Source organism: Aeromonas sp. FDAARGOS 1417 (assembly GCF_019046985.1).
In the GTDB taxonomy this organism is placed as follows: Bacteria; Pseudomonadota; Gammaproteobacteria; order Enterobacterales; family Aeromonadaceae; genus Aeromonas; species Aeromonas veronii.
In genome coordinates this window covers 3,177,501-3,199,131 of the sequence record NZ_CP077221.1, presented here as the reverse complement: position 1 = coordinate 3,199,131, position 21,631 = coordinate 3,177,501, and the positions used below count along the sequence as shown (strand labels likewise).

At 59.9% G+C, this 21,631-nt stretch carries 15 protein-coding genes, 1 tRNA gene and 3 rRNA genes (1 of these 19 running past the window's edge); 4 read left to right on the top strand and 15 right to left on the bottom strand.

Translation table 11 applies throughout. From position 1 onward, the window contains the following. Positions 1–98: 98 nt before the first annotated feature. On the bottom strand, positions 99–752 hold the full coding sequence (pyrE, locus tag I6L47_RS14715; RefSeq protein ID WP_010676102.1) for an orotate phosphoribosyltransferase: 654 nt from the start codon (positions 750–752) through the stop codon (positions 99–101). A 75-nt stretch (positions 753–827) separates the two neighbouring features. Continuing rightward, positions 828–1,544: a ribonuclease PH gene (rph, locus tag I6L47_RS14710; protein ID WP_005339589.1), complete on the bottom strand. Its 717-nt coding sequence runs from the start codon at positions 1,542–1,544 to the stop codon at positions 828–830. A 147-nt stretch (positions 1,545–1,691) separates the two neighbouring features. On the opposite strand from rph, the gene I6L47_RS14705 reads away from it, so the two are divergent. After that, entirely contained in the window at positions 1,692–2,555 is an 864-nt protein-coding gene (locus I6L47_RS14705; RefSeq protein WP_005342032.1) for a YicC/YloC family endoribonuclease, read from the top strand. A 119-nt stretch (positions 2,556–2,674) separates the two neighbouring features. Here I6L47_RS14705 and I6L47_RS14700 read toward each other — a convergent pair whose 3' ends face one another. Continuing rightward, on the bottom strand, positions 2,675–3,580 hold the full coding sequence (locus I6L47_RS14700; protein WP_216947697.1) for a LysR substrate-binding domain-containing protein: 906 nt from the start codon (positions 3,578–3,580) through the stop codon (positions 2,675–2,677). A gap of 120 nt (positions 3,581–3,700) precedes the next feature. On the opposite strand from I6L47_RS14700, the gene I6L47_RS14695 reads away from it, so the two are divergent. Together I6L47_RS14695 and fghA are read left to right on the top strand one after the other, a co-directional pair. Next, on the top strand, positions 3,701–4,828 hold the full coding sequence (locus tag I6L47_RS14695) for an S-(hydroxymethyl)glutathione dehydrogenase/class III alcohol dehydrogenase (RefSeq protein ID WP_216947696.1): 1,128 nt from the start codon (positions 3,701–3,703) through the stop codon (positions 4,826–4,828). Positions 4,829–4,876: 48 nt separating this feature from the next. Continuing rightward, positions 4,877–5,713: an S-formylglutathione hydrolase gene (gene fghA, locus I6L47_RS14690; protein ID WP_216947695.1), complete on the top strand. Its 837-nt coding sequence runs from the start codon at positions 4,877–4,879 to the stop codon at positions 5,711–5,713. 49 nt (positions 5,714–5,762) lie between these two features. On the opposite strand, the gene I6L47_RS14685 is transcribed toward fghA, so the two are convergent. Continuing rightward, positions 5,763–6,485 (bottom strand): head GIN domain-containing protein, encoded by a 723-nt coding sequence (locus tag I6L47_RS14685; protein WP_115522876.1) that lies wholly within the window; start codon positions 6,483–6,485, stop codon positions 5,763–5,765. 394 nt (positions 6,486–6,879) lie between these two features. Here I6L47_RS14685 and ovoA point away from each other — a divergent pair, with 394 nt between their 5' ends. Further along, positions 6,880–9,030: a 5-histidylcysteine sulfoxide synthase gene (gene ovoA / locus I6L47_RS14680; RefSeq protein ID WP_216947694.1), complete on the top strand. Its 2,151-nt coding sequence runs from the start codon at positions 6,880–6,882 to the stop codon at positions 9,028–9,030. A gap of 79 nt (positions 9,031–9,109) precedes the next feature. Here the strand turns inward: ovoA and I6L47_RS14675 are convergent, their stop codons facing one another. The 11 genes from I6L47_RS14675 to I6L47_RS14625 form a co-directional block, all read right to left on the bottom strand. Next, a complete protein-coding gene (locus tag I6L47_RS14675) occupies positions 9,110–10,060 on the bottom strand; it encodes a bile acid:sodium symporter family protein (RefSeq protein WP_216947693.1) in 951 nt (316 codons plus the stop codon). Between the two features lie 293 nt (positions 10,061–10,353). Beyond that, positions 10,354–11,799 (bottom strand): amino acid permease, encoded by a 1,446-nt coding sequence (locus I6L47_RS14670; RefSeq protein WP_216947692.1) that lies wholly within the window; start codon positions 11,797–11,799, stop codon positions 10,354–10,356. Positions 11,800–11,965: 166 nt separating this feature from the next. Beyond that, a complete protein-coding gene (locus tag I6L47_RS14665) occupies positions 11,966–12,304 on the bottom strand; it encodes a tRNA-binding protein (protein WP_005342042.1) in 339 nt (112 codons plus the stop codon). A gap of 76 nt (positions 12,305–12,380) precedes the next feature. Beyond that, entirely contained in the window at positions 12,381–13,826 is a 1,446-nt protein-coding gene (locus tag I6L47_RS14660; RefSeq protein ID WP_216947691.1) for an amino acid permease, read from the bottom strand. Positions 13,827–13,929: 103 nt separating this feature from the next. Continuing rightward, on the bottom strand, positions 13,930–14,385 hold the full coding sequence (locus I6L47_RS14655) for a beta-galactosidase subunit beta (protein ID WP_149153830.1): 456 nt from the start codon (positions 14,383–14,385) through the stop codon (positions 13,930–13,932). Beyond that, the gene (gene ebgA, locus I6L47_RS14650) at positions 14,382–17,456 is read right to left on the bottom strand and encodes a beta-galactosidase subunit alpha (RefSeq protein ID WP_216947690.1); all 3,075 of its coding nucleotides are present in this window, start codon (positions 17,454–17,456) and stop codon (positions 14,382–14,384) included. Before ebgA ends, I6L47_RS14655 begins: the two co-directional genes overlap by 4 nt. A gap of 321 nt (positions 17,457–17,777) precedes the next feature. Continuing rightward, positions 17,778–18,743 (bottom strand): transcriptional regulator EbgR, encoded by a 966-nt coding sequence (ebgR, locus tag I6L47_RS14645; protein WP_216947689.1) that lies wholly within the window; start codon positions 18,741–18,743, stop codon positions 17,778–17,780. 165 nt (positions 18,744–18,908) lie between these two features. Then, positions 18,909–19,023 (bottom strand): 5S ribosomal RNA (rrf, locus tag I6L47_RS14640). Positions 19,024–19,050: 27 nt separating this feature from the next. Further along, positions 19,051–19,126: transfer RNA gene (locus I6L47_RS14635), tRNA-Thr, on the bottom strand. Between the two features lie 46 nt (positions 19,127–19,172). Continuing rightward, positions 19,173–19,287: ribosomal RNA gene (rrf, locus tag I6L47_RS14630) — 5S ribosomal RNA — on the bottom strand. 120 nt (positions 19,288–19,407) lie between these two features. Continuing rightward, positions 19,408–21,631: ribosomal RNA gene (locus I6L47_RS14625) — 23S ribosomal RNA — on the bottom strand; it runs 666 nt beyond the window's last position.

Here is a 21,631-nt window from a genome sequence, read left to right as displayed (position 1 = left end):
CCACATGATCCACTTTTTGCAGATGAAAAAACGGCACCCGTTTGCTGCCAGAGAGCAAACGGGCGCCGCATTCAGCTATTGCGCGGTGTGAGCGGAGCTCAGATACCGTACTGGGCGCGGTAAGCCTTCATGGCAGCCAATTGCGCCGCCAGCTCCGGCTGCTCGGCCTGCTTCTCCTCCAGATACTGGATCAAGTCGCTCATCTGGATGATGGCGATGATGTGGGCGCCGTAGTCACGCTCCACTTCCTGAATGGCGGAGAGTTCGCCCTTGCCCTTCTCCTGACGGTCCAGCGCGATCAGCACGCCCGCCAGCGAGGCGCCGTTGGCCTGGATCAGATCCATGGATTCGCGGATGGCGGTACCGGCGGTGATGACATCGTCCACCAGCATGATGCGACCTTTGAGCGGGCTGCCCACCAGATTGCCGCCCTCGCCGTGATCCTTGGCCTCCTTGCGGTTGAAGCACCAGGGCACGTCCACATCGTGCTGCTCCACCAGCTGTACGGCAGTGGCGGAGGCGATGGGGATCCCCTTGTAGGCCGGGCCAAACAGCACATCGAACTCGATGCCGGCATCCATCAAGGCTGCGGCATAGAAGCGGCCGAGACGGGCCAGATCGCGGCCGCTGTTGAACAGACCGGCGTTGAAGAAGTAGGGGCTTTTACGACCGGATTTCAGGGTAAATTCACCGAATTTGAGGACCTGCTTCTCCAGGGCGAACTCGATAAATTGACGCTGGTAGGCTTTCATTCTGGCTCCTTGCTTGGCTTGTCGTTGTCTTGTGTGGGGGTATAAAAAAACGCGGTCAATGCCGCGTTTTTAAAATCAGGAGAGCGACTGCTTCTGCAGCGCAATGATGTCGGCAATGCCGCCCTTGGCGAGCGCCAGCATCTCCAGCAGCTCTTCATGGGTGAAGGGCTCGGCCTCCGCGGTGCCCTGCACCTCGATGATGCGACCATCTTCGGTCATCACCACGTTCATGTCGGTCTCGGCGGCGGAGTCTTCGATGTACTCCAGATCGCAGATGGCTTCGCCCTGATACATGCCGACGGAGACGGCGGCGATCATCTGCTTGAGCGGGCTCTGCTTGATCATGCCCTTCTCGACCATCCAGTTCAGCGCATCCACCAGCGCCACGCAGGCACCGGTAATGGAGGCGGTACGAGTGCCGCCATCGGCTTGCAGCACATCACAGTCAACTGTGATGGAGTGCTCGCCCAGCGCAGTCAGGTCTACCGCCGCGCGCAGGGAGCGGGCGATAAGACGGGAGATCTCCAGAGTACGGCCACTCTGCTTGCCGGAGGCCGCTTCGCGGTTCATCCGGGAGTGGGTGGAGCGCGGCAGCATGCCGTATTCGGCAGTCACCCAGCCCTGGTTCTTCCCTTTCAGGAAGCGCGGAACGCTGGTGTCGACGCTGGCGGTGCAGAGCACGCGAGTGTTACCGAACTCCACCAGCACTGAGCCTTCTGCATGTTTGGTGAAATTGCGGGTAATGGTAACCGGGCGAAGTTGCGCGGCACTGCGATCGCTTGGACGTGACATGGAACGGACCTCTGGGCTGGCTCAAATTGGCGGGGGATTATAAGTGATCCTGCCCCAAATATCAGCCGCTAAAACCACGGCATCGGCTGACGAACAGGGCCGGGCTGAGTATACTGGCCGCACACTTCATCAAGCCCGGAACAATCAATGATTCACAGCATGACCGCCTACGCCCGCAAGGAATTCAAGGGCGACTGGGGCACAGCCGTTTGGGAAATTCGTTCGGTAAACCAGCGCTATCTGGAGACCTACATTCGTCTGCCGGAGCAACTGCGCAGCCTGGAACCGGTACTGCGTGAGCGTTTCCGCGCCAAACTGCAGCGCGGCAAGGTGGAGTGCAACCTGCGTTTCGAGGCTGCTCAGGCCGCAGCCAGCCAGCTGCACATCAATGAAGAGCTGGCCAAGCTCATCATCGACAGCGCCAGCTGGGTAATGAAAGAGGCGGGTCAGGGCCAACTCAATCCGGTCGACGTACTGCGTTGGCCGGGTGTCATGGCTGCCGCCGAACAGGACATGGACGCGGTCGCCACCGAGCTGCTCGGCGGTTTTGACCAGACCATGGAAGATTTCCTCGCCTCCCGCGCCAGCGAGGGGGCCAACCTCAAGGCGCTGATCGAACAGCGTCTGGCCGGTATTCAGGTGGAAGTGAAGAAGGTGCGCGTCCACCTGCCGCAGATCATCGAGTGGCAGCGCCAGAAGCTCACCGACCGTCTGGCCGAAGCCAAGGTTGAGCTGGATCCGGCCCGCATCGAGCAGGAGATCGTACTGCTGGCCCAGAAGATCGACGTGGCCGAAGAGCTGGATCGTCTGGAGATGCACATCAGCGAGACCAACAAGATCATGAAGAAGGGTGGCGCCTGCGGTCGTCGTCTCGACTTTATGATGCAGGAGTTCAACCGCGAGTCGAACACCTTGGGCTCCAAGTCCATCAATGCCGAAGTGACCCAGTCCGCCGTCGAGCTGAAAGTCCTCATCGAGCAGATGCGCGAGCAAATTCAGAACATCGAGTGATGAGTCGCTGACTATCCGGTTGTTGCCTGCAAAAGAGCCCTTGATTCCTCAAGGGCTCTTTTATTTTCAGGCCATCGCACCTGTCGCCCGCCGCCGGTGAGTCAACGGCTGGGGAGCCCCTAGCCTATCGGCATCACCAGCGCCGGTTGGTGAGGGTCGCTCAGCCGTTCGGCCAGATAGTCCACCAGCAGCCGCACCTTGGGGGAGAGGTGGCGGTTGTGGGGATAGAGGGCCCAGATCCCCTCCGCCGGCGCTCGCAGTTCGGGCAGCAGCTCGATCAGCTCCCCCTGGGCCAGATGGTCGCTCACGTAGTAGTCCGGCAGCTGGATGATGCCGATCCCCTTGAGAGCCGCATCCAGCAGGGCGTGGCCACTGTTGCACTGCAACAATCCGCGCACCCGCACGCTGTGGGGGCGGCCATCCAGGGTGAAGTGCCACTCGTCGCTATTGCCCACCAGACAGGTGTGGCGGGTCAGCTCGGAGAGGCTGTTGGGCATGCCCTGGCGGGCGGTGTAAGCCGGTGAGGCGCAGACATAGGGCACCCGCTGTGCCAGCTTGCGCGCCACCAGCGTCGAATCCTTGAGATGGCCGAGCCGCAGCGCCAGATCGTAGCCTTCATGCACCAGATCCAGCAGCTGGTTGGTGAGGTTGAGGGTCACCTCCAGCTGGGGGAAGCGCACCATAAAGTCATTCACCAGCGGGGCGATGCGGCTCTCGCCGTAGGAGACGGGGGCCGTGATGCGCAGCGACCCTTGCGGCACCGCCTGATGACGCCCCACCGCCAGCTCCGCCTCGTAGAGGTTGTCCAGCAGCTGACGGCAGTGGCGATAGTAGATCTCGCCAAGCTCGGTGAGCCGCACCTGACGGGTGGTGCGCAGCAGCAGCTTGGCCTGCAGCCTGTCCTCCAGCTGTGCCACCTGACGGCTCACTTGCGCCACCGACACCCCCAGCTTGCGCGCCGCCGGGGTAAAGCCCCCCTGCTCCGCCACGCTGACAAATTCACAGATCCCTTCCCAGCCGAACATTATTACCTGTGTGTAAAAGTGATTTGAGATTTGCCCTCATTATCACCAAATCGGCGGGAAACTACACTGAACGTCCGAACTCATCTCTGTTCACCCTGCTCAACAAGAAGGATGTCATTCATGGCACAGGTTCAAAGCATCAAGTGTAAAGCCGCCATCGCCTGGGGCCCGGGTCAGCCCCTCTCCATCGAAGAGATCGAGGTCATGCCGCCACAAGCGGGAGAGGTGCGGGTGCGCATCGTCGCGACCGGCGTCTGCCACACCGATGCCTTCACTCTCTCCGGTGAGGATCCGGAAGGGGTCTTCCCCTGCATTCTCGGTCACGAGGGGGGCGGCATCGTCGAATCGGTCGGCGAAGGGGTCACCAGCGTCAAGGTGGGGGATCACGTGATCCCGCTCTACACCCCCGAGTGCGGCGAGTGCAAATTCTGCAAGTCCGGCAAGACCAACCTCTGCCAGAAGATCCGCGCCACCCAGGGCAAGGGGCTGATGCCGGACGGCACCACCCGCTTCTCGAAAGATGGCCAGCCCATCTATCACTACATGGGCACCTCCACCTTCAGCGAATACACGGTACTGCCGGAGATCTCCATCGCCAAGGTGGATCCGGCCGCCCCGCTGGAAGAGGTCTGCCTGCTCGGCTGCGGCGTCACCACCGGCATCGGCGCCGTGATGAACACCGCCAAGGTGAAAGAGGGTGAGAGCGTCGCCATCTTCGGTCTGGGGGGCATCGGCCTCTCGGCGGTGATCGGTGCTCGTCTGGCCAAGGCCGGTCGCATCATCGCCATCGACATCAACGAGAGCAAGTTCGAACTGGCCCGCAAGCTGGGTGCCACCGACTGCATCAACCCGAACGATTACGACAAACCGATTCAGGAGGTGATCGTCGAGCTGACCGATGGCGGCGTCGACTTCTCCTTCGAGTGCATCGGCAACGTCAAGGTGATGCGTGCGGCGCTGGAGTGCTGCCACAAGGGTTGGGGCGAGTCGGTCATCATCGGCGTGGCCGGAGCGGGTCAGGAGATCAGCACCCGTCCGTTCCAGCTGGTCACCGGTCGGGTCTGGCGCGGCAGTGCCTTCGGCGGGGTTCGCGGTCGCAGCGAACTGCCGAGCTATGTACAGCGCTATATGCAGGGTGAGTTCCGCCTCGATGACTTCATCACCCACACCATGGCGCTGGAGCAGATCAACGAGGCGTTCGATCTGATGCACCAAGGCAAGAGCATCCGCACCGTCATCCACTACTGAGCATGATCGCCCCGCCCGCCATCGTGGGCGGGGTACAGGAGTCCTTCGATGAATCTGGAGATTATCAGCAGCAACAAGAGCTTCGGCGGCTGGCACAAGCGCTATCGCCACCACGCCAGCGTGCTCGGCTGCGAGATGAATTTTGCCATCTATCTGCCGCCTCAGGCCCTCACCGGCCAGAAGGTGCCCGTACTCTACTGGCTCAGCGGCCTCACCTGCACCGATGAGAACTTCATGCAGAAGGCGGGTGCCCAGCGCATCGCCGCCGAGCTCGGCATCGCCTTGGTGGCGCCGGACACCAGCCCCCGCGGTGACGGCGTAGCGGACGATCCCGGTTATGACCTCGGCATGGGCGCGGGCTTTTACGTCAATGCCAGCCAGAGCCCCTGGCAGGCGCACTACCAGATGTATGACTACATCACCCGCGAACTGCCTGACTTGATAGAGACCCACTTCCCGGTCTCGACCCGCCGCGCCATCAGTGGCCACTCCATGGGCGGTCACGGTGCGCTCATAGCCGCGCTGCGGGAGCCCGGTCGCTACCGCTCGGTCTCGGCGTTCAGTCCGATCTGCCACCCTAGCCGCTGCCCCTGGGGTCAGAAGGCGCTCGGCGCCTACCTCGGCAGCAATCCTCTGCTGTGGCAGGAGTGGGATGCCTGCCAGCTGCTGCGCCACCAGCCGGTTACACCGCTACCGACCTTGGTAGATGTGGGGCTGGATGATCCCTTCCTCGCCGAACAGCTGCATATCGAGGCGCTGGCCGAAGTTGCTGCCAGCAAGGAGTGGCCACTGGAGCTCAACCGCCACGAGGGCTATGACCACAGCTACTACTTCGTGGCGAGCTTTATCGAGGCGCACCTGCGCTTTCACGCCAACCACCTCTGATCAAACAGGCCCGTAACGGGCCTGTTTCAGTTGTGGTGATCGGTTGGCTTCAGCTGCCCGCTCGGGTCACTCCGCCGGAGCCCACGATCTGCTGCTCCACCTCGGGGTCACCCCAGTAGGTGATGTTGCCAGTGCCTGCGATGCCGATCTTGAGCGTCTGCTGGGCCCGCACCTCCACATCACCGCTGCCGGCGATATTGACCTCGACCTCGTTGCCACGCATTTCGCTGCCCAGCACATCGCCAGCACCGGCAATGTTCAGCTCGATGCTGGCGGCAGAGCCGCTCCCCAGATCCAGGCTGCCTGCACCAGCGATATTGCCTTTCAATCGCTGTACCTCCAGCTGGCTGGCGACGATACCACCTGTTCCCGCCACTGACAGCTCCAGCGCCTCACCCTTGAAACCGCTCAGATCGCCGTTGCCGGTACCTGCCAGCGCCATTTCACTGAGCTCTGGCAGGGTGATGGTGATCTCCAGCGGTTCGGTAGGCCGCAGCTGGTAACCCTCCTTTACCTCGATCTCCAGCTTGCTGCCGCGCTCGGTCAGCTCCAGATAGGGCAAGAGATTTGCCTGCCCCTTGATGAGGATGCCGCGCTGCTCCCCTGCCACCAGATGGAGGGTAGCTGGAGTTCCCGCCAGCACTCGGGTCACCCGCTCGCCCAGCGCCTGCTGGCGCTCGACCGGGACACCTTCCCCCTTGATCTCGGTGTCGGCAAAGACGTTGCAACCTCCCATCACCAACGCCACCAAGACGCCAATCATCCACCGCATAACTGTTCTCCTTTTTATTTATTGATAAGCCACCTGACTGGCCCTGTTCGAAACCACAAAAATAGAGGCCGTATGAAACCACAGTTAGCAATGGCCATGCCAGACCATAACTATATGATTTTCAATAAAAATAAAATCAACAGTAAGATGTGATACGCACAAAAAGATCCATTTAGACCACCATTTGGCGAATTTGACCACCCCCTAACAGGCAGGTGGAGAGCTGGCTGGCGGGTCGTCCTGCCGGTCACTATGCTGACAGCCCGTGGAAGTTTTTAATTGCCCTGCCGGTCTGTTGAGCCAATAGTGGTACTTCGTGCGTACCAAGCTCTCCATTGCGGTAATGTCATTACCACTGTCTTGTCAGTCTTCACTGCCAACAAGGAGCCAGAGCGTGACCCAAGCAAGCCCTCTCTATGCCACCGCCACCGGTCTGCCGGAACCGACTCGCACCCCGCTGCTGACCGGCAGCGATCCCGAGCAGAAACGGCGCGAGCTGCTCGCCTACTTCTGCCAGACCTTCGATCTCTACGACTCGCTGTTCGACTGTCTGGCCGATGAGCGGGCCTGGTTCAACAAGGCGATCCCGCTGCGCCACCCGCTCATCTTCTACTACGGCCACACCGCCGCCTTCTTTATCAACAAGCTGCTGGCGGCACGCCTGATCGACCAGCGGCTGGATGCCCGCATCGAGGCCATGGTCGCCATCGGGGTGGACGAGATGAGCTGGGACGATCTGGACGAGACCCACTACGACTGGCCCAAGGTCAGCGAGCTGCGCAGCTATCGGGCCAAAGTCCGTTCGCTGGTGTGCGATTTCATTCGCCAGATGCCGCTCACCCTGCCCATCGACTGGCAAAGCCCGGCCTGGGTGATCCTGATGGGGATAGAGCACGAGCGCATCCACCTCGAGACCTCCAGCGTGTTGATCCGCCAGTTGCCGCTCGCCTGGGTGCGACCGCAGCCTTATTGGCCCGCCTGTACCGAAGCCCGCCACCGCATTGACCAGGTGCCCGCCAACAGCCTGCTGCCAGTGGCCGGCGGCAAGGTGCGCCTTGGCAAGCAGGACGCCACCTACGGCTGGGACAACGAATATGGCGAGCGCCATATAAAGCTGACCCCGTTTCAGGCCAGCCGCATGCTGGTGAGCAATGCCGAGTACCTCGCCTTCGTCCAGGCGGGCGGCTACGGCCAGCAACAGTGGTGGGATGAGGAGGGATGGGGCTGGTGCCAGTACGCCAAGGCGCAAATGCCCACCTTCTGGGTGGGTGACCCCGCCGAGCCCGAACAATTGCAGCTGCGGCTGATGACCGAGCAAGTCGCCATGCCCTGGGACTGGCCGGTCGAGGTGAATCAGCTGGAAGCGGCTGCCTTCTGTCGCTGGCAGGCAGCTCGCACCGGTCTGCCAATCCAGCTGCCGAGCGAGGCGGAGTGGATGCTGCTGCGCGAGCAGCTACCCGGCGATCAGCCGGACTGGACACAGGCCCCCGGCAATATCAATCTGGCCCGTTTTGCCTCCTCCTGCCCGGTGGATGCCTGCCCGCAAGGGGAGTTCTTCGATCTGGTGGGCAATGTCTGGCAGTGGACCAGCACCGCCATCGATGGCTTCGACGGCTTTAAAATCCACCCGCTCTACGACGACTTCTCTACCCCCACCTTTGATGGCAAGCACACCCTGATCAAGGGGGGCAGCTGGATCAGCACGGGCAACGAAGCGCTCAAATCATCCCGTTACGCCTTCCGGCGTCACTTCTTCCAGCATGCGGGTTTCCGCTATCTGGTCTCCCGTTATCAGGAACCCGTTATCGTGAATCCCTATGAAACCGACACGCTCGTCGCTCAGTACCTCGACTTCCAGTACGGTCCGAGCCACTTCGGGGTAGCCAACTACGCCAAAACGCTTGCTGATCTTGCTGGCGAGCTGTGCAGCAACCACCAGCGGGCGCTGGATATCGGCTGTGCCACCGGCCGCGCCAGCTTCGAACTGGCTCGCCACTTCCAGCATGTGGACGGGGTCGACTACTCGGCCCGCTTCATCGATGTGGCGCTGGCCCTCGCCAGCCAGGACAGCTTCCGCTATGCCATTCCACTGGAGGGTGAACTGGTGGAGTATTGCGAGGCACGCCTGTCGAGCCACGGGCTGGGGGCGAGTCAGGCTGAGCGCATCCACTTCAGTCAGGGGGATGCCTGCAACCTCAAGCCCAAATATGACCACTACGATCTGGTGCTCGCCTCCAACCTGATCGACCGGCTGCGGGAGCCCGCCCGCTTCCTGCGTGACATAGCTCCCCGACTGCGCAGCGGTGGCCTGCTGGTGCTCACCAGCCCCTATACCTGGCTGGCGGAATATACCCCGCCCGCCAACTGGCTCGGCGGCATTCGCGAAAACGGCGAGGCGCTCACCACCTATCAGGCGCTGCAACGGCTGCTGGCGGCGGAGTTCGAGGAGCACTGCCCGCCCCGGGATGTGCCTTTCGTCATCCGCGAGACCGCCCGCAAATACCAGCACACGGTGGCGCAGCTGACCGTCTGGCGCAAACGCTAATCCGCCGATCTGCATGCAGATGAAAAGAGGGAGGCCAACGGGCCTCCCTCTTGTTATGGCAATAAAAACAGCGCGAGTATCACTCTCCCTGCTCGTGGTAGCGGCGGGCCAGCACGGCGCACACCATCAGCTGGATCTGGTGGAAGATCATCAGCGGCAGCACCATCACCCCGACGCTGGCGGCCGGGAACATGACGTTGGCCATCGGCACCCCGTTGGCCAGACTCTTCTTGGAGCCGCAGAAGACGATGGTTATCTCGTCCGCCTTGTCGAACCCGAGGCGACGGCTGATCCAGACGTTCCAGCAGAGCACCAGCGCCAGCAAGATGCAGCTCAGCAGCACGATACTGGCCAGATCGTACCAGCCTACTTGATGCCAAATCCCCTGCACCACCGCCTCGCTGAAGGCGACATAGACCACCAGCAGGATGGAGCTCTGATCCAGCTTGCCGATGAGCGGCCGGTGGCTGTCGACCCAGCGGCCAATGAGCGGACGCGACAGGTGGCCCACCACAAAAGGCAGCATCAGCTGCATCATGATGGACTGGATGGAGTGCCAGGTGTCGATCCCTTCCCCCTGCACGTGGATCATCATCCCCACCAGCACCGGCGAGAGGAAGATGCCGAGGATGCTGGAGGCCGAGGCGCTGCACACCGCCGCCGACACATTGCCGCCAGCCATGGAGGTAAAGGCGATGGCTGACTGCACGGTGGCAGGCAGGGCGCAGAGATAGAGGAAGCCGAGGTAGATAGCCGGGCTCAGCCAGCCCGGCACCAGCGGGGTGAGCAGCAGCCCCAGCAGCGGAAACAGCACGAAAGTGCTGAGCATCACCACCAGATGGAGCCGCCAGTGACCGAGGCCCGCCAGCAGGTTCTGGCGCGACAGCTTGGCGCCATGCATGAAGAACAAGAGCGCCACCGTCAGCTTGGTCAGCAGACCGAACCAGACGGCCACCTGCCCCTCGCAGGGAAAGAGGGAGGCCAGGGTGACCACCGCAATCAGCACAACAGTAAAGGGATCCAGACGCACGAAAGGTCTCCATCAGAAGGGCATCCTGCTGCCATGGCGGCAGTCAGGATTGGGGAGGACAAGAAACAGAGCGGGAGATGTCTGGCACCTCCCGCTAAAACGAACCTCCAGCTTACCCCGATAACGGAGAGGCGCAACGTTGTGCAGCGGTTAATTGTTCATCAATGCTTAACGCCTTTGCTTTGTCGAATAGCGGAAGTTGATGACCCGCGGCCAGATAGCGCCAAACCGGCGCGAAATGGATAAAAAAACGGGCGACCCAAGCCGCCCGTCTCGCTTTTTCGCTCTGCCGATCAGCGCTGGCTGGCCAGCTTGCCGTTGCCCGTTTTCTTCGCATTGCCGGCAAGCTTGCGAGCCTGCCGCTTCTCGAAGCGGGAGATCCACCAGTAGGCCAGTGCCGAGAAGACCGCGGTCATAAAGACGTTGATGAAGAAGGCGCGCACCAGATCCACCCCGGCCGGGAAGGCGGAGGCGCTCATGCTCACCACGAAGATGGCGATCAATACAGACACCACCCCCATCCCGAAGGTGCGCGACCCCATGCGGAAGTCGCGGGGTGTGTCGTCATGTTTCCAGCGGAACACGAAGTAGGCCACCATGATGAAGATCGGCGGCAGCATGGCGGTACCGGCGGTGAGGTTGATGGCAGTGTTCATCATCTGCTGCACCGACTCGGAACCGAAGCCGTTGACCACCAGCATCGCGAACACGAAGACAAACTGCCACCAGGCGGCGCGCACCGGCACGCCGTGCTCGTTGAGCTGGGTGGTCTTCTCGCCGTAAACCCCCTGCGGGATCTCGGAGAAGTGGATCTTCACCGGCGCCGAGGTCCACATCATCATGGAGCCGAACATGGCGATAAACAGCACCACGCCGACGAAGCGGCCCACCAACGCCTCGGAGAGCCCGAAGTACTGGGCCATACCGGTGAAGATCTCTACCATGCCGCCGGCATAGGTGAGGCTCTCGCGCGGCACGAACACGTTCACCAAAAGGGAACCGACCGCATACATGGCACCGATAACGATACCCGCACTGATGATCACCTTGATGAAGGACTTCTGACCGCCCTTCACGTCATTGAGGTAGGCCGCCGCGGTCTCGGCACCACCCGCCGCCTGGAAGATCCAGCACATGATGCCGAGGGTCGCCCAGTTGACGGTGGGAGTCATCGCCTCCAGGGTGATGGGCTGGGCCGGCACATGATCGCCACTCAAAGCCATCAGGGCGCCCAGCACATAGATGGCGAACAGGGCAAACACACCGTAGGCCACTATTTCGGCAATCTTGCCAAGCCAGCTCGCCCCCTTGGTGGAGATGTGGGTCGCCGCCGCAAACAGCACGATGGAGATGATCGAGGTGACCATGGGCGAGAAGCTGTACTCATAGCCCAGCATGGCGTAGGAGGCGTAGGCGATGACGTTGGGCAGCAGGGAGACAAACCAGAACAGGTTCACGAACCAGTAGAGAAACGAGCCCAGATAGGCCATCCGGGTGCCGAGCGGTTTTTTCAGCCAGTCGTACATCCCCGACTCGGAGTTTTTATTGGCCGAGACGAACTCGGCGATGATGAAGACGAACGGGATGAAGTAGACGATGGTCGCCAGCAGGAAGATCGGGGCGGAGCTGAGCCCCAGCTCGATGTTGTTGTTGACGATGTTGCGCACGTTGAACACGGCGGCAAAGGTCATCGACAACAGGGCAAACTTGCCTATGGTGCCGCGTACGGATTCAGACATGGTGTCCTCCAGTGGACTTGCGCTCCCTGCGGGGAGCGCAGTGACTCAGTGATGTGTTCGGCAAGGGTCTGTCGGCCCCGCGCTTTACTCTCTTGTTATGATCGGGCCGCGTGCACGGCCTCGTTGCTGAACCGGTACCGTCTCCCGCACCGGCTCGCAATACCATTCAGACGATCGGAGTGCCCGGCGCCATCGGCACCCGCGGTTGCAACAGCACGCTCTGGCTCTCGTCCGGGGTCTCGGCGCAGAGCAACATGCACTCGGATCGCTCGCCGCGCATCTTGGTGGGCTTGAGGTTGGTCAGTACCACCACCTCGCTGCCCATCAGCTCCTCTTCGCTGTAGTAAGGCACCAGACTGGTGACGGTCTGCAGCGGCCGCTCGCCCCCCACGTCGATCTGGACGATGTAGAGTTTGTCGGCCCCGGGGTGACGCACCACCTCCAGCACCTTGCCCACCTTCATCTCGACCCGTTTGAATTCGGCAAACTCGATCGTCTCGCTCATTCTCTTTTCCTTTTCTGGTTCAACGGTTTGCGGGTGGCCAACGGCCACCCGGTTTGATTGGGATTCAATGCAGTGGCTATGGCGTCTGCATGGCAACCTGCGCCGTCGGCTGGGCCTCTTTGGCACGCGCTTCGGCACTGAGGGACGCCTCGTATCTGTTGTATTTCCACCAGGCGAAGCCAAGGAAGATCACGATCCCGCCGACGTTGTAGAAGATGATGGTCATGATGTCGGCGCCGGTCGGGAAGGTGGAGGCGAGGAAGCCCACCGAGAAGATGGCGATCAGCACCGAGACCACGGCGATGCCGGTGGTGCGCGAACCCATCCTGAAATCCCGCGGCAGGTGATCGAGCTTCAGACGCAGATTGAGGTAGGCCAGCATGATGAACAGCGGCGGCAGCATGGAAGCGGCGGCGGTCATGTTGATGACGGTGTTCATTAGATCCTGCGCAGTGTTGGAGCCCAGAGTCGGGATCACCATCAGCGGCAGCACGATGAGGTACTGGATCCAGGCTGCGCGGGCGGGCACGCCGTTCTCGTTCAGCTCGACGGTTTTCTTGCCGAAGATGCCGGCCGGGATCTCGGAGAAGAAGATCTTCACCGGCGTCGCCGTCCACATCAGCAGGGAGCCGAACATGGCGGTAAAGGAGACCAGCCCGACGAAGCGGTTCATCAGGATCTCCGGCAGGCCGAAGTAGGCCGCCAGCCCTTCAAACACCTGCACCGAGCCGCCGGTATATTTCAGGGTACCGCTCGGCACGAACACGTTGATCAACAGCGAGGCGATGGAGTAGAGCACGCCGATAAAGATCCCGGCGACGATGATCACCTTGACGAAGGATTTGGAGCCGCCCTTCACGTCATTGACGTAGACCGCCACCGACTCGGCGCCACCGGCTGCCATAAAGATCCAGGTGGTGATGCCCAGAAACGCCCAGCTGAAATCGGGGATCATGGCCTCTACCGTGATGGGGTCAGCCGGCTGCACGCCGCCCACCAGTGCCGCACCTGCCAGCAGAATGTAGGAGAGGGTCAGCAGCAGCATCAGGGACGAGGTCACCGAGGTGATGGGGCCGAGCATCTTGGCGCCGTTGGTGGAGACGTAGGTGGCAAAGGCGAACAGCACCATGCTCAATGCCGTGGTCGCCACCGGGGTGAGAATGTACTCGTAGCCGAGAAAGGCATAGGAGGCGTAGGCGATAACCCGCGGCAGCAGCGAGGTGAAGAAGAAGAGGTTCACGAACCAGTAGGTGTAGGCGGAGATAAAGGCCCAGCGACCGCCGAGGGAGCTCTTCACCCAGGCGTAAACCCCCGCTTCGGAGTTTTTGTTCAGTGACACAAATTCCGCAATGATCAGGCAAAACGGAATGAAGTAGAAAATGGTGGCCAGAAAGAACATCGGGGCCGAGGCCAGACCGATCTCGATGTTGTTGTTGATGACGTTGTTGAAGCTGAATACCGCCGCGAAGGTGAGCGACAGCAGACCAAACTTGCCTATCGTATTGCGTTTGGAATCAGACATGGTGCATCTCCAGACCTGTAGTTATTGCCGCGAAAGGGCGAGGCATGGGTTGTAGGGTGAGCCCCGCCCTTCCGGCTTTTATCAGTGCAGAACCAGCGGCTTGTTATTTGTTCTTGAAGTAGCCGCCTTCGACGGTGACCTTGATGATCACTTTGCGCACCGGCCCGTCGCCGACGAACCGGTAGGCTTCATCGTTCTCGAAGATCACCACCTGACCGTTGCCGACTTTCTGGCGCTCACGCACCTCGCCGGCCAGCCACTCGCGGTCGGTGGTGTCGTCATAGGCCTGCTCGACCCGCAGATCCGGCTTGGCAGCCCACTCCACCGTCTCTTCCCCTTCCAGGTAGTAGTGGACGTCGAAGTAGCGGCGCTGCCCCTCGAACAGGGAGGTGGCCGGGCTGGCCCCCTCCTGCAAGCGGTAGGTGAGGGAGTCACCGATGGAGTGGCAGATGCCGGGCTTGAGGTTCGGCAGGTTGTTGATGGCCTCCACGCAGCGGCCCCACTTTTTGCCCTCCCGGTAGATGTTTTTGAACAGGGTCAGGTTGTCCAGGGTGATCATGCGAGGTTCCTCCCGCCGTTGATGGTGAGATCGAACCCGGCCAGCGCAGCCGGATTGAGGTTGCCACGGGCGATGGGCAGCAGAGTCAGGCCGAAGCTGAACGGCTCGAAGCGCACCCGCCAGGAGTCCAGCACCTCGGAGCCCCAGGAGTTGGAGCCGAGCCCCAGCACCTTGTGATCCAGATTGAGGGTGAGATAACCGCTCGGTTCCAGCTCATTGATGTGCTGCGCCGCGTGGATATGCTCCCAGCTATAGGGCCAGACGCTCAGGTTGATGGGGGCATCGGGGCGCACGTAGAGACCGGCGCCGTGACGGTTGGTCAGGGTCGCCCAGCGCACCTGCTGGCGGTTGCCGTTGTCCTGCGGGAACGGGTAGTGCTCCCACATCTCGCCGACTGTGCTCTGGAAACTGTCGATCCAGTTGCTCTGGCGGCTGTCCTGATAGTTTTCGCCCGGCCCCATGCCGTAGTAGTGCACCCGGTCGAGATCCTGACGAATGCCCAGCTCGAAGCCGATCTTGGGGATGATGTCGTCATAACCGCCGTAGGGCTGACCGGACAGCGCCACATGCAGCTGACCGTTCGGGCTCAGGGTGTAGACGTAGCGGCAGCGCATGCCGAAGTCGAACACCGGCGGCGCGATCAGGCTCTCCACCGTCACCTCGACCGCGTCACCCAGCTGACGCCAGCTCAGAGTGCGGAAGTGCTCCTGCATGATCTGCAGGTGGTTCGGGTGCCACAGGCTCTCGTACTCCTGCTTGTGGTTGTCGATCATCGGCTTGAAGAAGGTGAGGCGCGGCGAGCGCTCGATGAGCTCGATACCGTCCTGCTGCCAGCTCACCAGCTTGCCGTCAAGGCGCGAGAAGCGCAGGGCGAAGCCGCTGCCGCTCAAGGTCAGATCAAGCTGTTCGTCGGCAATCTGCAACGGGGTGGCGTTGGGATTGGCAAAGGGCTGCAGCTGGCGAGTCGACTCTTTCAGCTGGAACTGGTACTGGCCCAGCTGGTGCTCCGCCGCGCTGTAACGGGTGGCGGTGGCCTTGATGACCCGCAGCTGGACGAAGGTTTCCCGCCCATCGAGGGATGGCAGTTCGAGTTGCAGCTCTGTGGTGGCACCGGGAGCAATCCCTTCCAACCGGATTTGCTGGCTGGCCAGCAGTTCACCCTCTGCCTTCACTTCGACCAGCAGGCGGATGTCGTCGAGAGAGGAGAACCAGTAGCGGTTTTCCACCGCCAGCTTGCCGCTCGCCAGGTCCAGCGCCCGCACCTTGACCGGGCAGATCACCTGCTTGTATTCGCGCAGGCCAGGCCCCGGGGTCTGATCCGGATAGATGAGGCCATCCATGCAGAAGTTGTAGTTGTTGGGGTAGTCGCCGTAGTCGCCGCCGTATTTGTAAACGGCACGCCCCTGCTCGTCCTGATCCAGAATGCCGTGATCGCACCACTCCCAGATGTAGTGACCCTGAATGTGGGGATGGCGGTCAAACACCTGCTGGTATTCGCTGAGGCCACCCGGGCCGTTGCCCATGGCGTGGGCGTATTCGCAGAGAATGCGCGGCTTCGCCATCGGGAACTCGCCGAAGCAGTTCATCTGGGATACGCGGGAATACATGGTGCTCACCACATCCACCACCTCGGCATCGCGATCCTCTTCGTAGTGCACCAGCCGGGTCGGGTCGATCGCCTTGCAGCGCTGGTACATGGCTCTGATGTTGCAGCCGTAGCCGGACTCGTTGCCGAGCGACCAGATGATGATGGAGGGGTGGTTCTTCTGGGCGTGCACGTGGCGCTCGATGCGATCCACGAACACCGGCTCCCAGAAGGGGTCGTCGGTGATGCGGCTGAGATCGCCGACGTTGGCAAAACCGTGGGTCTCCACGTCGGTCTCCGCCATCACGAACAGACCGTACTGGTCGCACAGCTCGTAGAAGCGCGGGTCGTTCGGGTAGTGGGCGGTGCGTACCGAGTTGAGGTTGTGCTGCTTCATCAGCACGATATCGCGTTCAACACGGTCCATGCCGACTGCGCGACTCTTGAGGTGATCGTTGTCGTGACGGTTCACCCCGTGCAGCTTGAGGTAGTGGCCGTTGACGTAGAAGAGGCCATCCTTGACCTTGATTTCACGCACCCCAACCCGCTGCGGGATCACTTCCAGCAGCTCACCCCGACCGTTGTAGAGGGAGAGTTGCAGCTGGTAGAGGTAAGGATCTTCGGCGCTCCACAGATGGGGATTGGCCAGATCCAGCGTGAAGCGGCAATCACACTTGCCGTCGATGGCGAGATGGTCGAGGGAGCCGCTGGCGATCTCGCTGCCTTGATCCAGCAGGGACCAGACCAGACGGTGATCACGGGCGGCCGCCCCCAGGTTCTCGAGCTGGATATCACAGCTCAGGGTAGCGCTCTGATTGTCATCGGCCAGCGCGGTGCGGATGAAGAAGTCCTGCACATGGGCGGCCGGTTTGCCCACCAGATAGACGTCGCGGAAGATCCCCGCCATCCACCACATGTCCTGATCTTCGATATAGGTGGAGTCAGCCCACTGCATCACCCGTACTGACAGCAGGTTCTCGCCAACCTTGGCGTAGGCGCTGATATCGAACTCGGCGGTGAGACGACTGCCCTTGCTGAAGCCGACGTAGTGGCCGTTCACATAGACCTCGAAGTAGGTCTCCACCCCGTCAAACTTGATGCTCACCTGCTCGCCGTCCCAGGCCGGGCTCAGCGTGAAGCTGCGCTGATAGGCGCCGGTGGGGTTGTTGGTCGGCACGAAGGGCACATCGATGGGGAAGGGAAAACCTTCGTCGGTGTACCGCAACTGGCCATGTCCTTCCATCTGCCACATGTTGGGCACGGTGATCTGGCCCCACTCGCTCATGGGGCTGTGATAGAAGGCCTCCGGCACCTGCAGGGGGTGATCGAAGTAATGGAACTGCCACTGACCGCTAAGGCCCAGAAAACGGCGGCTCAGCTCGCGCTGCATGGTAGCCGCCAGCGCGTGGTCGGCATAAGAGAAGAAGTAGGCACGCGGGGCCAGCCTGTTTTCACCTACGAATTGGACGTTTTCCCAGTTATTCACATGTCCTCCCGGAACAAGGCAACGTTAACTGGGTAAACTCTAGATAAACATTTACTAAATATCAGCTTTGGATTGGTAAAGTTTTAACCTGATCACAATGAACAGATGGTTTTGTGAGCGAGATCAGAAGCTGGAGATAAAGGAAGGCAAGATATGGATGAGTGGCATGGATGTTGATAAGAGTTGGCTGATTAGCAATAAAATCAACTATAAAACAATATGATATGAAGTTACTGGATGATATGGAAAAGAGGTTTGCTTGGGAGAGGTGTCGCACCACCGCAAGATGGTGCGACTAAAAAGCAGAGCGTTTTACTAAAATCAGCGAGTGGTGCCGCGCAGGGTCAACTTGCTCGGTACCAGCACCCGGAGTGGAATATCCCGCTCGTCTCGCAGCCGCTCAACCAGCAAATTGACCCCCTGGGTACCCATCAACTCGGAGTGGATCCGCACTGTAGAGAGTGGCGGGAAGGTGAACTTGGCGGTCGGAATATCGTTGACGCTGATAAGCTCGATCTGCTGGGGAATCGCCAATCCCTTCTCATGAATGGCACGCAGCACACCGATGGCGATGGAGTCGGAGGCAACGAACAGCGCCTTGGGCCAATCCCCTGCCAGCATCTCCTTCGCCAACTGGTAGCCGGAAGCGCTGGAGAAATCTCCACGATAGAGGTCGCTCTCCTGCACCACCCCCAGCCGCTGGCCATAATCCCGGAAGGCCAGTTCGCGCAGATCCGGATTCTCATCCTGGCCACCGATATAACCGATACGCTGGTGCCCCTGCGCGATGAAGTAATCGACTACCTGCTGGCTGATCAGGGCGAGATCCACATCGACCGAGTCGAACTCTCCCTGTGAACGGCAGTCGACAAACACCAGCTGGCTGGAACAAGCCCTTAGCTGGACGAGACGCTCGGCTGTGAGGGTACCGACCACCAGAATGCCATCTACAGGGCTCAGCTCACGCCCTTCACCGCAGTTGTAGAGATGGGTCAGCTCAATATTGAGGCGGGCACTCTGGGTCTCGATACCATAACGGATGGCGAGATAGTAAGGATCGTTGACCTCGGTACTCTGGGGATAGGCATAGACCACCAGAAAGTGCAGCTTGCTCTTGTGTACCCCCTTGCGGGCGCTGCTGGTCTTGTACTCCAGCCGTTCGGCGATCTCGAAGATCCGCTGCTTGGTCTCTTCCTTGACGCTCAGGCTGGGATCCTCGTTCAGTACCCGGGATACCGTCGCGAGAGAAACCCCCGCTTCCTGTGCAATTTCCTTCAACGTAGCCATCAATACCTCGCTGGCAGCATCACGTGTTAATCGGTAACGGCTAAAGAGTAACGGGCAATCCCTTGATAGCCCAGCACTTTTACTAAAATGCCGGCGGCATGGCAGATTTTTGAATTACAGAAATGCAAAAAGGCCTCCCGAATGGGAGGCCTCTTCTAAATAGGTGCCTGACAGTGTCCTACTCTCGCATGGCGAATGCCACACTACCATCGGCGCTACCGCGTTTCACTTCTGAGTTCGGCATGGGATCAGGTGGTTCCACGGCGCTATTGCCGTCAGGCAAAAGCTTTTAAAACTAACTTGAAAATGGTGCTGATACCCAGAATCGAACTGGGGACCTCATCCTTACCAAGGATGCGCTCTACCGACTGAGCCATATCAGCACACTAACCGGTAAAGACCACGCTGGGCGTAATCTTGAAATTGGGTGCCTGGCAGTGTCCTACTCTCGCATGGCGAATGCCACACTACCATCGGCGCTACCGCGTTTCACTTCTGAGTTCGGCATGGGATCAGGTGGTTCCACGGCGCTATGGCCGCCAGGCAAATTCTTAATCTAGAAAGCTGACGTGAGTAGTGATGTTGCGCTTGGCTTGTCACTATCACTGAATTTGAGTAGTTCGTTCTATTTGCTACAAGCCTTAGAACACTTCTTGGGTGTTGTATGGTTAAGCCTCACGGGTAATTAGTATGGGTTAGCTCAACACGTCGCCGCGCTTACACACCCCACCTATCAACGTTGTGGTCTCCAACGGCCCTTTAGGACCCTCAAGGGGTCAGGGATGACTCATCTCAGGGCTCGCTTCCCGCTTAGATGCTTTCAGCGGTTATCGATTCCGAACTTAGCTACCGGGCAGTGCCACTGGCGTGACAACCCGAACACCAGAGGTTCGTTCACTCCGGTCCTCTCGTACTAGGAGCAACTCCCTTCAATCATCCAACGCCCACGGCAGATAGGGACCGAACTGTCTCACGACGTTCTGAACCCAGCTCGCGTACCACTTTAAATGGCGAACAGCCATACCCTTGGGACCGACTTCAGCCCCAGGATGTGATGAGCCGACATCGAGGTGCCAAACACCGCCGTCGATATGAACTCTTGGGCGGTATCAGCCTGTTATCCCCGGAGTACCTTTTATCCGTTGAGCGATGGCCCTTCCATTCAGAACCACCGGATCACTATGACCTACTTTCGTACCTGCTCGACCTGTCCGTCTCGCAGTTAAGCTGGCTTATGCCATTGCACTAACCTCCTGATGTCCGACCAGGATTAGCCAACCTTCGTGCTCCTCCGTTACTCTTTGGGAGGAGACCGCCCCAGTCAAACTACCCACCAGGCACTGTCCGCGAGCCCGATTCAGGGCCCTGCGTTAGAACATCAAACATACAAGGGTGGTATTTCAAGGACGGCTCCAGCGCAACTGGCGTCACGCCTTCAAAGCCTCCCACCTATCCTACACATGTAGGTTCAATGTTCAGTGCCAAGCTGTAGTAAAGGTTCACGGGGTCTTTCCGTCTAGCCGCGGGTACACCGCATCTTCACGGCGAATTCGATTTCACTGAGTCTCGGGTGGAGACAGCATGGCCATGGTTACACCATTCGTGCAGGTCGGAACTTACCCGACAAGGAATTTCGCTACCTTAGGACCGTTATAGTTACGGCCGCCGTTTACCGGGGCTTCGATCAAGAGCTTCGCTTGCGCTAACCCCATCAATTAACCTTCCGGCACCGGGCAGGTGTCACACCCTATACGTCCACTTTCGTGTTTGCAGAGTGCTGTGTTTTTGATAAACAGTCCCAGCCATCTGGTCACTGCGACTCCCAACTGCTCCATCCGCAAGGGACTTCACTGTCAAGAGCGAACCTTCTCCCGAAGTTACGGTTCTATTTTGCCTAGTTCCTTCACCCGAGTTCTCTCAAGCGCCTTGGTATTCTCTACCCGACCACCTGTGTCGGTTTGGGGTACGATGACTTGTAATCTGAAGCTTAGAGGCTTTTCCTGGAAGCAGGGCATCAATGGCTTCCACACCGTAGTGTGTTCGTCTCGTGTCTCAGTGTTGTGTCTCCGGATTTGCCTAGAAACACCACCTACGCACTTTCACCAGGACAACCGTCGCCTGGCCCACCTAGCCTTCTCCGTCCCCCCATCGCAATTACAAGTCGTGCAGGAATATTAACCTGCTTCCCATCGACTACGCCTTTCGGCCTCGCCTTAGGGGTCGACTCACCCTGCCCCGATTAACGTTGGACAGGAACCCTTGGTCTTCCGGCGAGGAGGCTTTTCACCCCCTTTATCGTTACTTACGTCAGCATTCGCACTTCTGATATCTCCAGCATACCTCTCGATACACCTTCGCAGACTTACAGAACGCTCCCCTACCACTCACACATAAGTGTGAATCCGCGGCTTCGGTGCCTGGTTTGAGCCCCGTTACATCTTCCGCGCAGGCCGACTCGACTAGTGAGCTATTACGCTTTCTTTAAATGATGGCTGCTTCTAAGCCAACATCCTAGCTGTCTGAGCCTTCCCACATCGTTTCCCACTTAACCAGAACTTTGGGACCTTAGCCGGCGGTCTGGGTTGTTTCCCTCTTCACGACGGACGTTAGCACCCGCCGTGTGTCTCCCGGATATTACTTACTGGTATTCGGAGTTTGCATGGGGTTGGTAAGTCGGGATGACCCCCTAGCCCAAACAGTGCTCTACCCCCAGTAGTATTCGTCCGAGGCGCTACCTAAATAGCTTTCGGGGAGAACCAGCTATCTCCGAGTTTGATTGGCCTTTCACCCCCAGCCACAGGTCATCCCCTAACTTTGCAACGTTAGTGGGTTCGGTCCTCCAGTTGATGTTACTCAACCTTCAACCTGCCCATGGCTAGATCACCCGG

What these genes read in the sequence shown, in the direction of transcription:
- pyrE (WP_010676102.1), bottom strand. Translation starts at nt 752, where the DNA reads ATGAAAGCCTACCAGCGTCAATTTATCGAGTTCGCCCTGGAGAAGCAG.
- rph (WP_005339589.1), bottom strand. Translation starts at nt 1,544, where the DNA reads ATGTCACGTCCAAGCGATCGCAGTGCCGCGCAACTTCGCCCGGTTACC.
- I6L47_RS14705 (WP_005342032.1), top strand. Translation starts at nt 1,692, where the DNA reads ATGATTCACAGCATGACCGCCTACGCCCGCAAGGAATTCAAGGGCGAC.
- I6L47_RS14700 (WP_216947697.1), bottom strand. Translation starts at nt 3,580, where the DNA reads ATGTTCGGCTGGGAAGGGATCTGTGAATTTGTCAGCGTGGCGGAGCAG.
- I6L47_RS14695 (WP_216947696.1), top strand. Translation starts at nt 3,701, where the DNA reads ATGGCACAGGTTCAAAGCATCAAGTGTAAAGCCGCCATCGCCTGGGGC.
- fghA (WP_216947695.1), top strand. Translation starts at nt 4,877, where the DNA reads ATGAATCTGGAGATTATCAGCAGCAACAAGAGCTTCGGCGGCTGGCAC.
- I6L47_RS14685 (WP_115522876.1), bottom strand. Translation starts at nt 6,485, where the DNA reads ATGCGGTGGATGATTGGCGTCTTGGTGGCGTTGGTGATGGGAGGTTGC.
- I6L47_RS14670 (WP_216947692.1), bottom strand. Translation starts at nt 11,799, where the DNA reads ATGTCTGAATCCGTACGCGGCACCATAGGCAAGTTTGCCCTGTTGTCG.
- I6L47_RS14665 (WP_005342042.1), bottom strand. Translation starts at nt 12,304, where the DNA reads ATGAGCGAGACGATCGAGTTTGCCGAATTCAAACGGGTCGAGATGAAG.
- I6L47_RS14660 (WP_216947691.1), bottom strand. Translation starts at nt 13,826, where the DNA reads ATGTCTGATTCCAAACGCAATACGATAGGCAAGTTTGGTCTGCTGTCG.
- I6L47_RS14655 (WP_149153830.1), bottom strand. Translation starts at nt 14,385, where the DNA reads ATGATCACCCTGGACAACCTGACCCTGTTCAAAAACATCTACCGGGAG.
- ebgR (WP_216947689.1), bottom strand. Translation starts at nt 18,743, where the DNA reads ATGGCTACGTTGAAGGAAATTGCACAGGAAGCGGGGGTTTCTCTCGCG.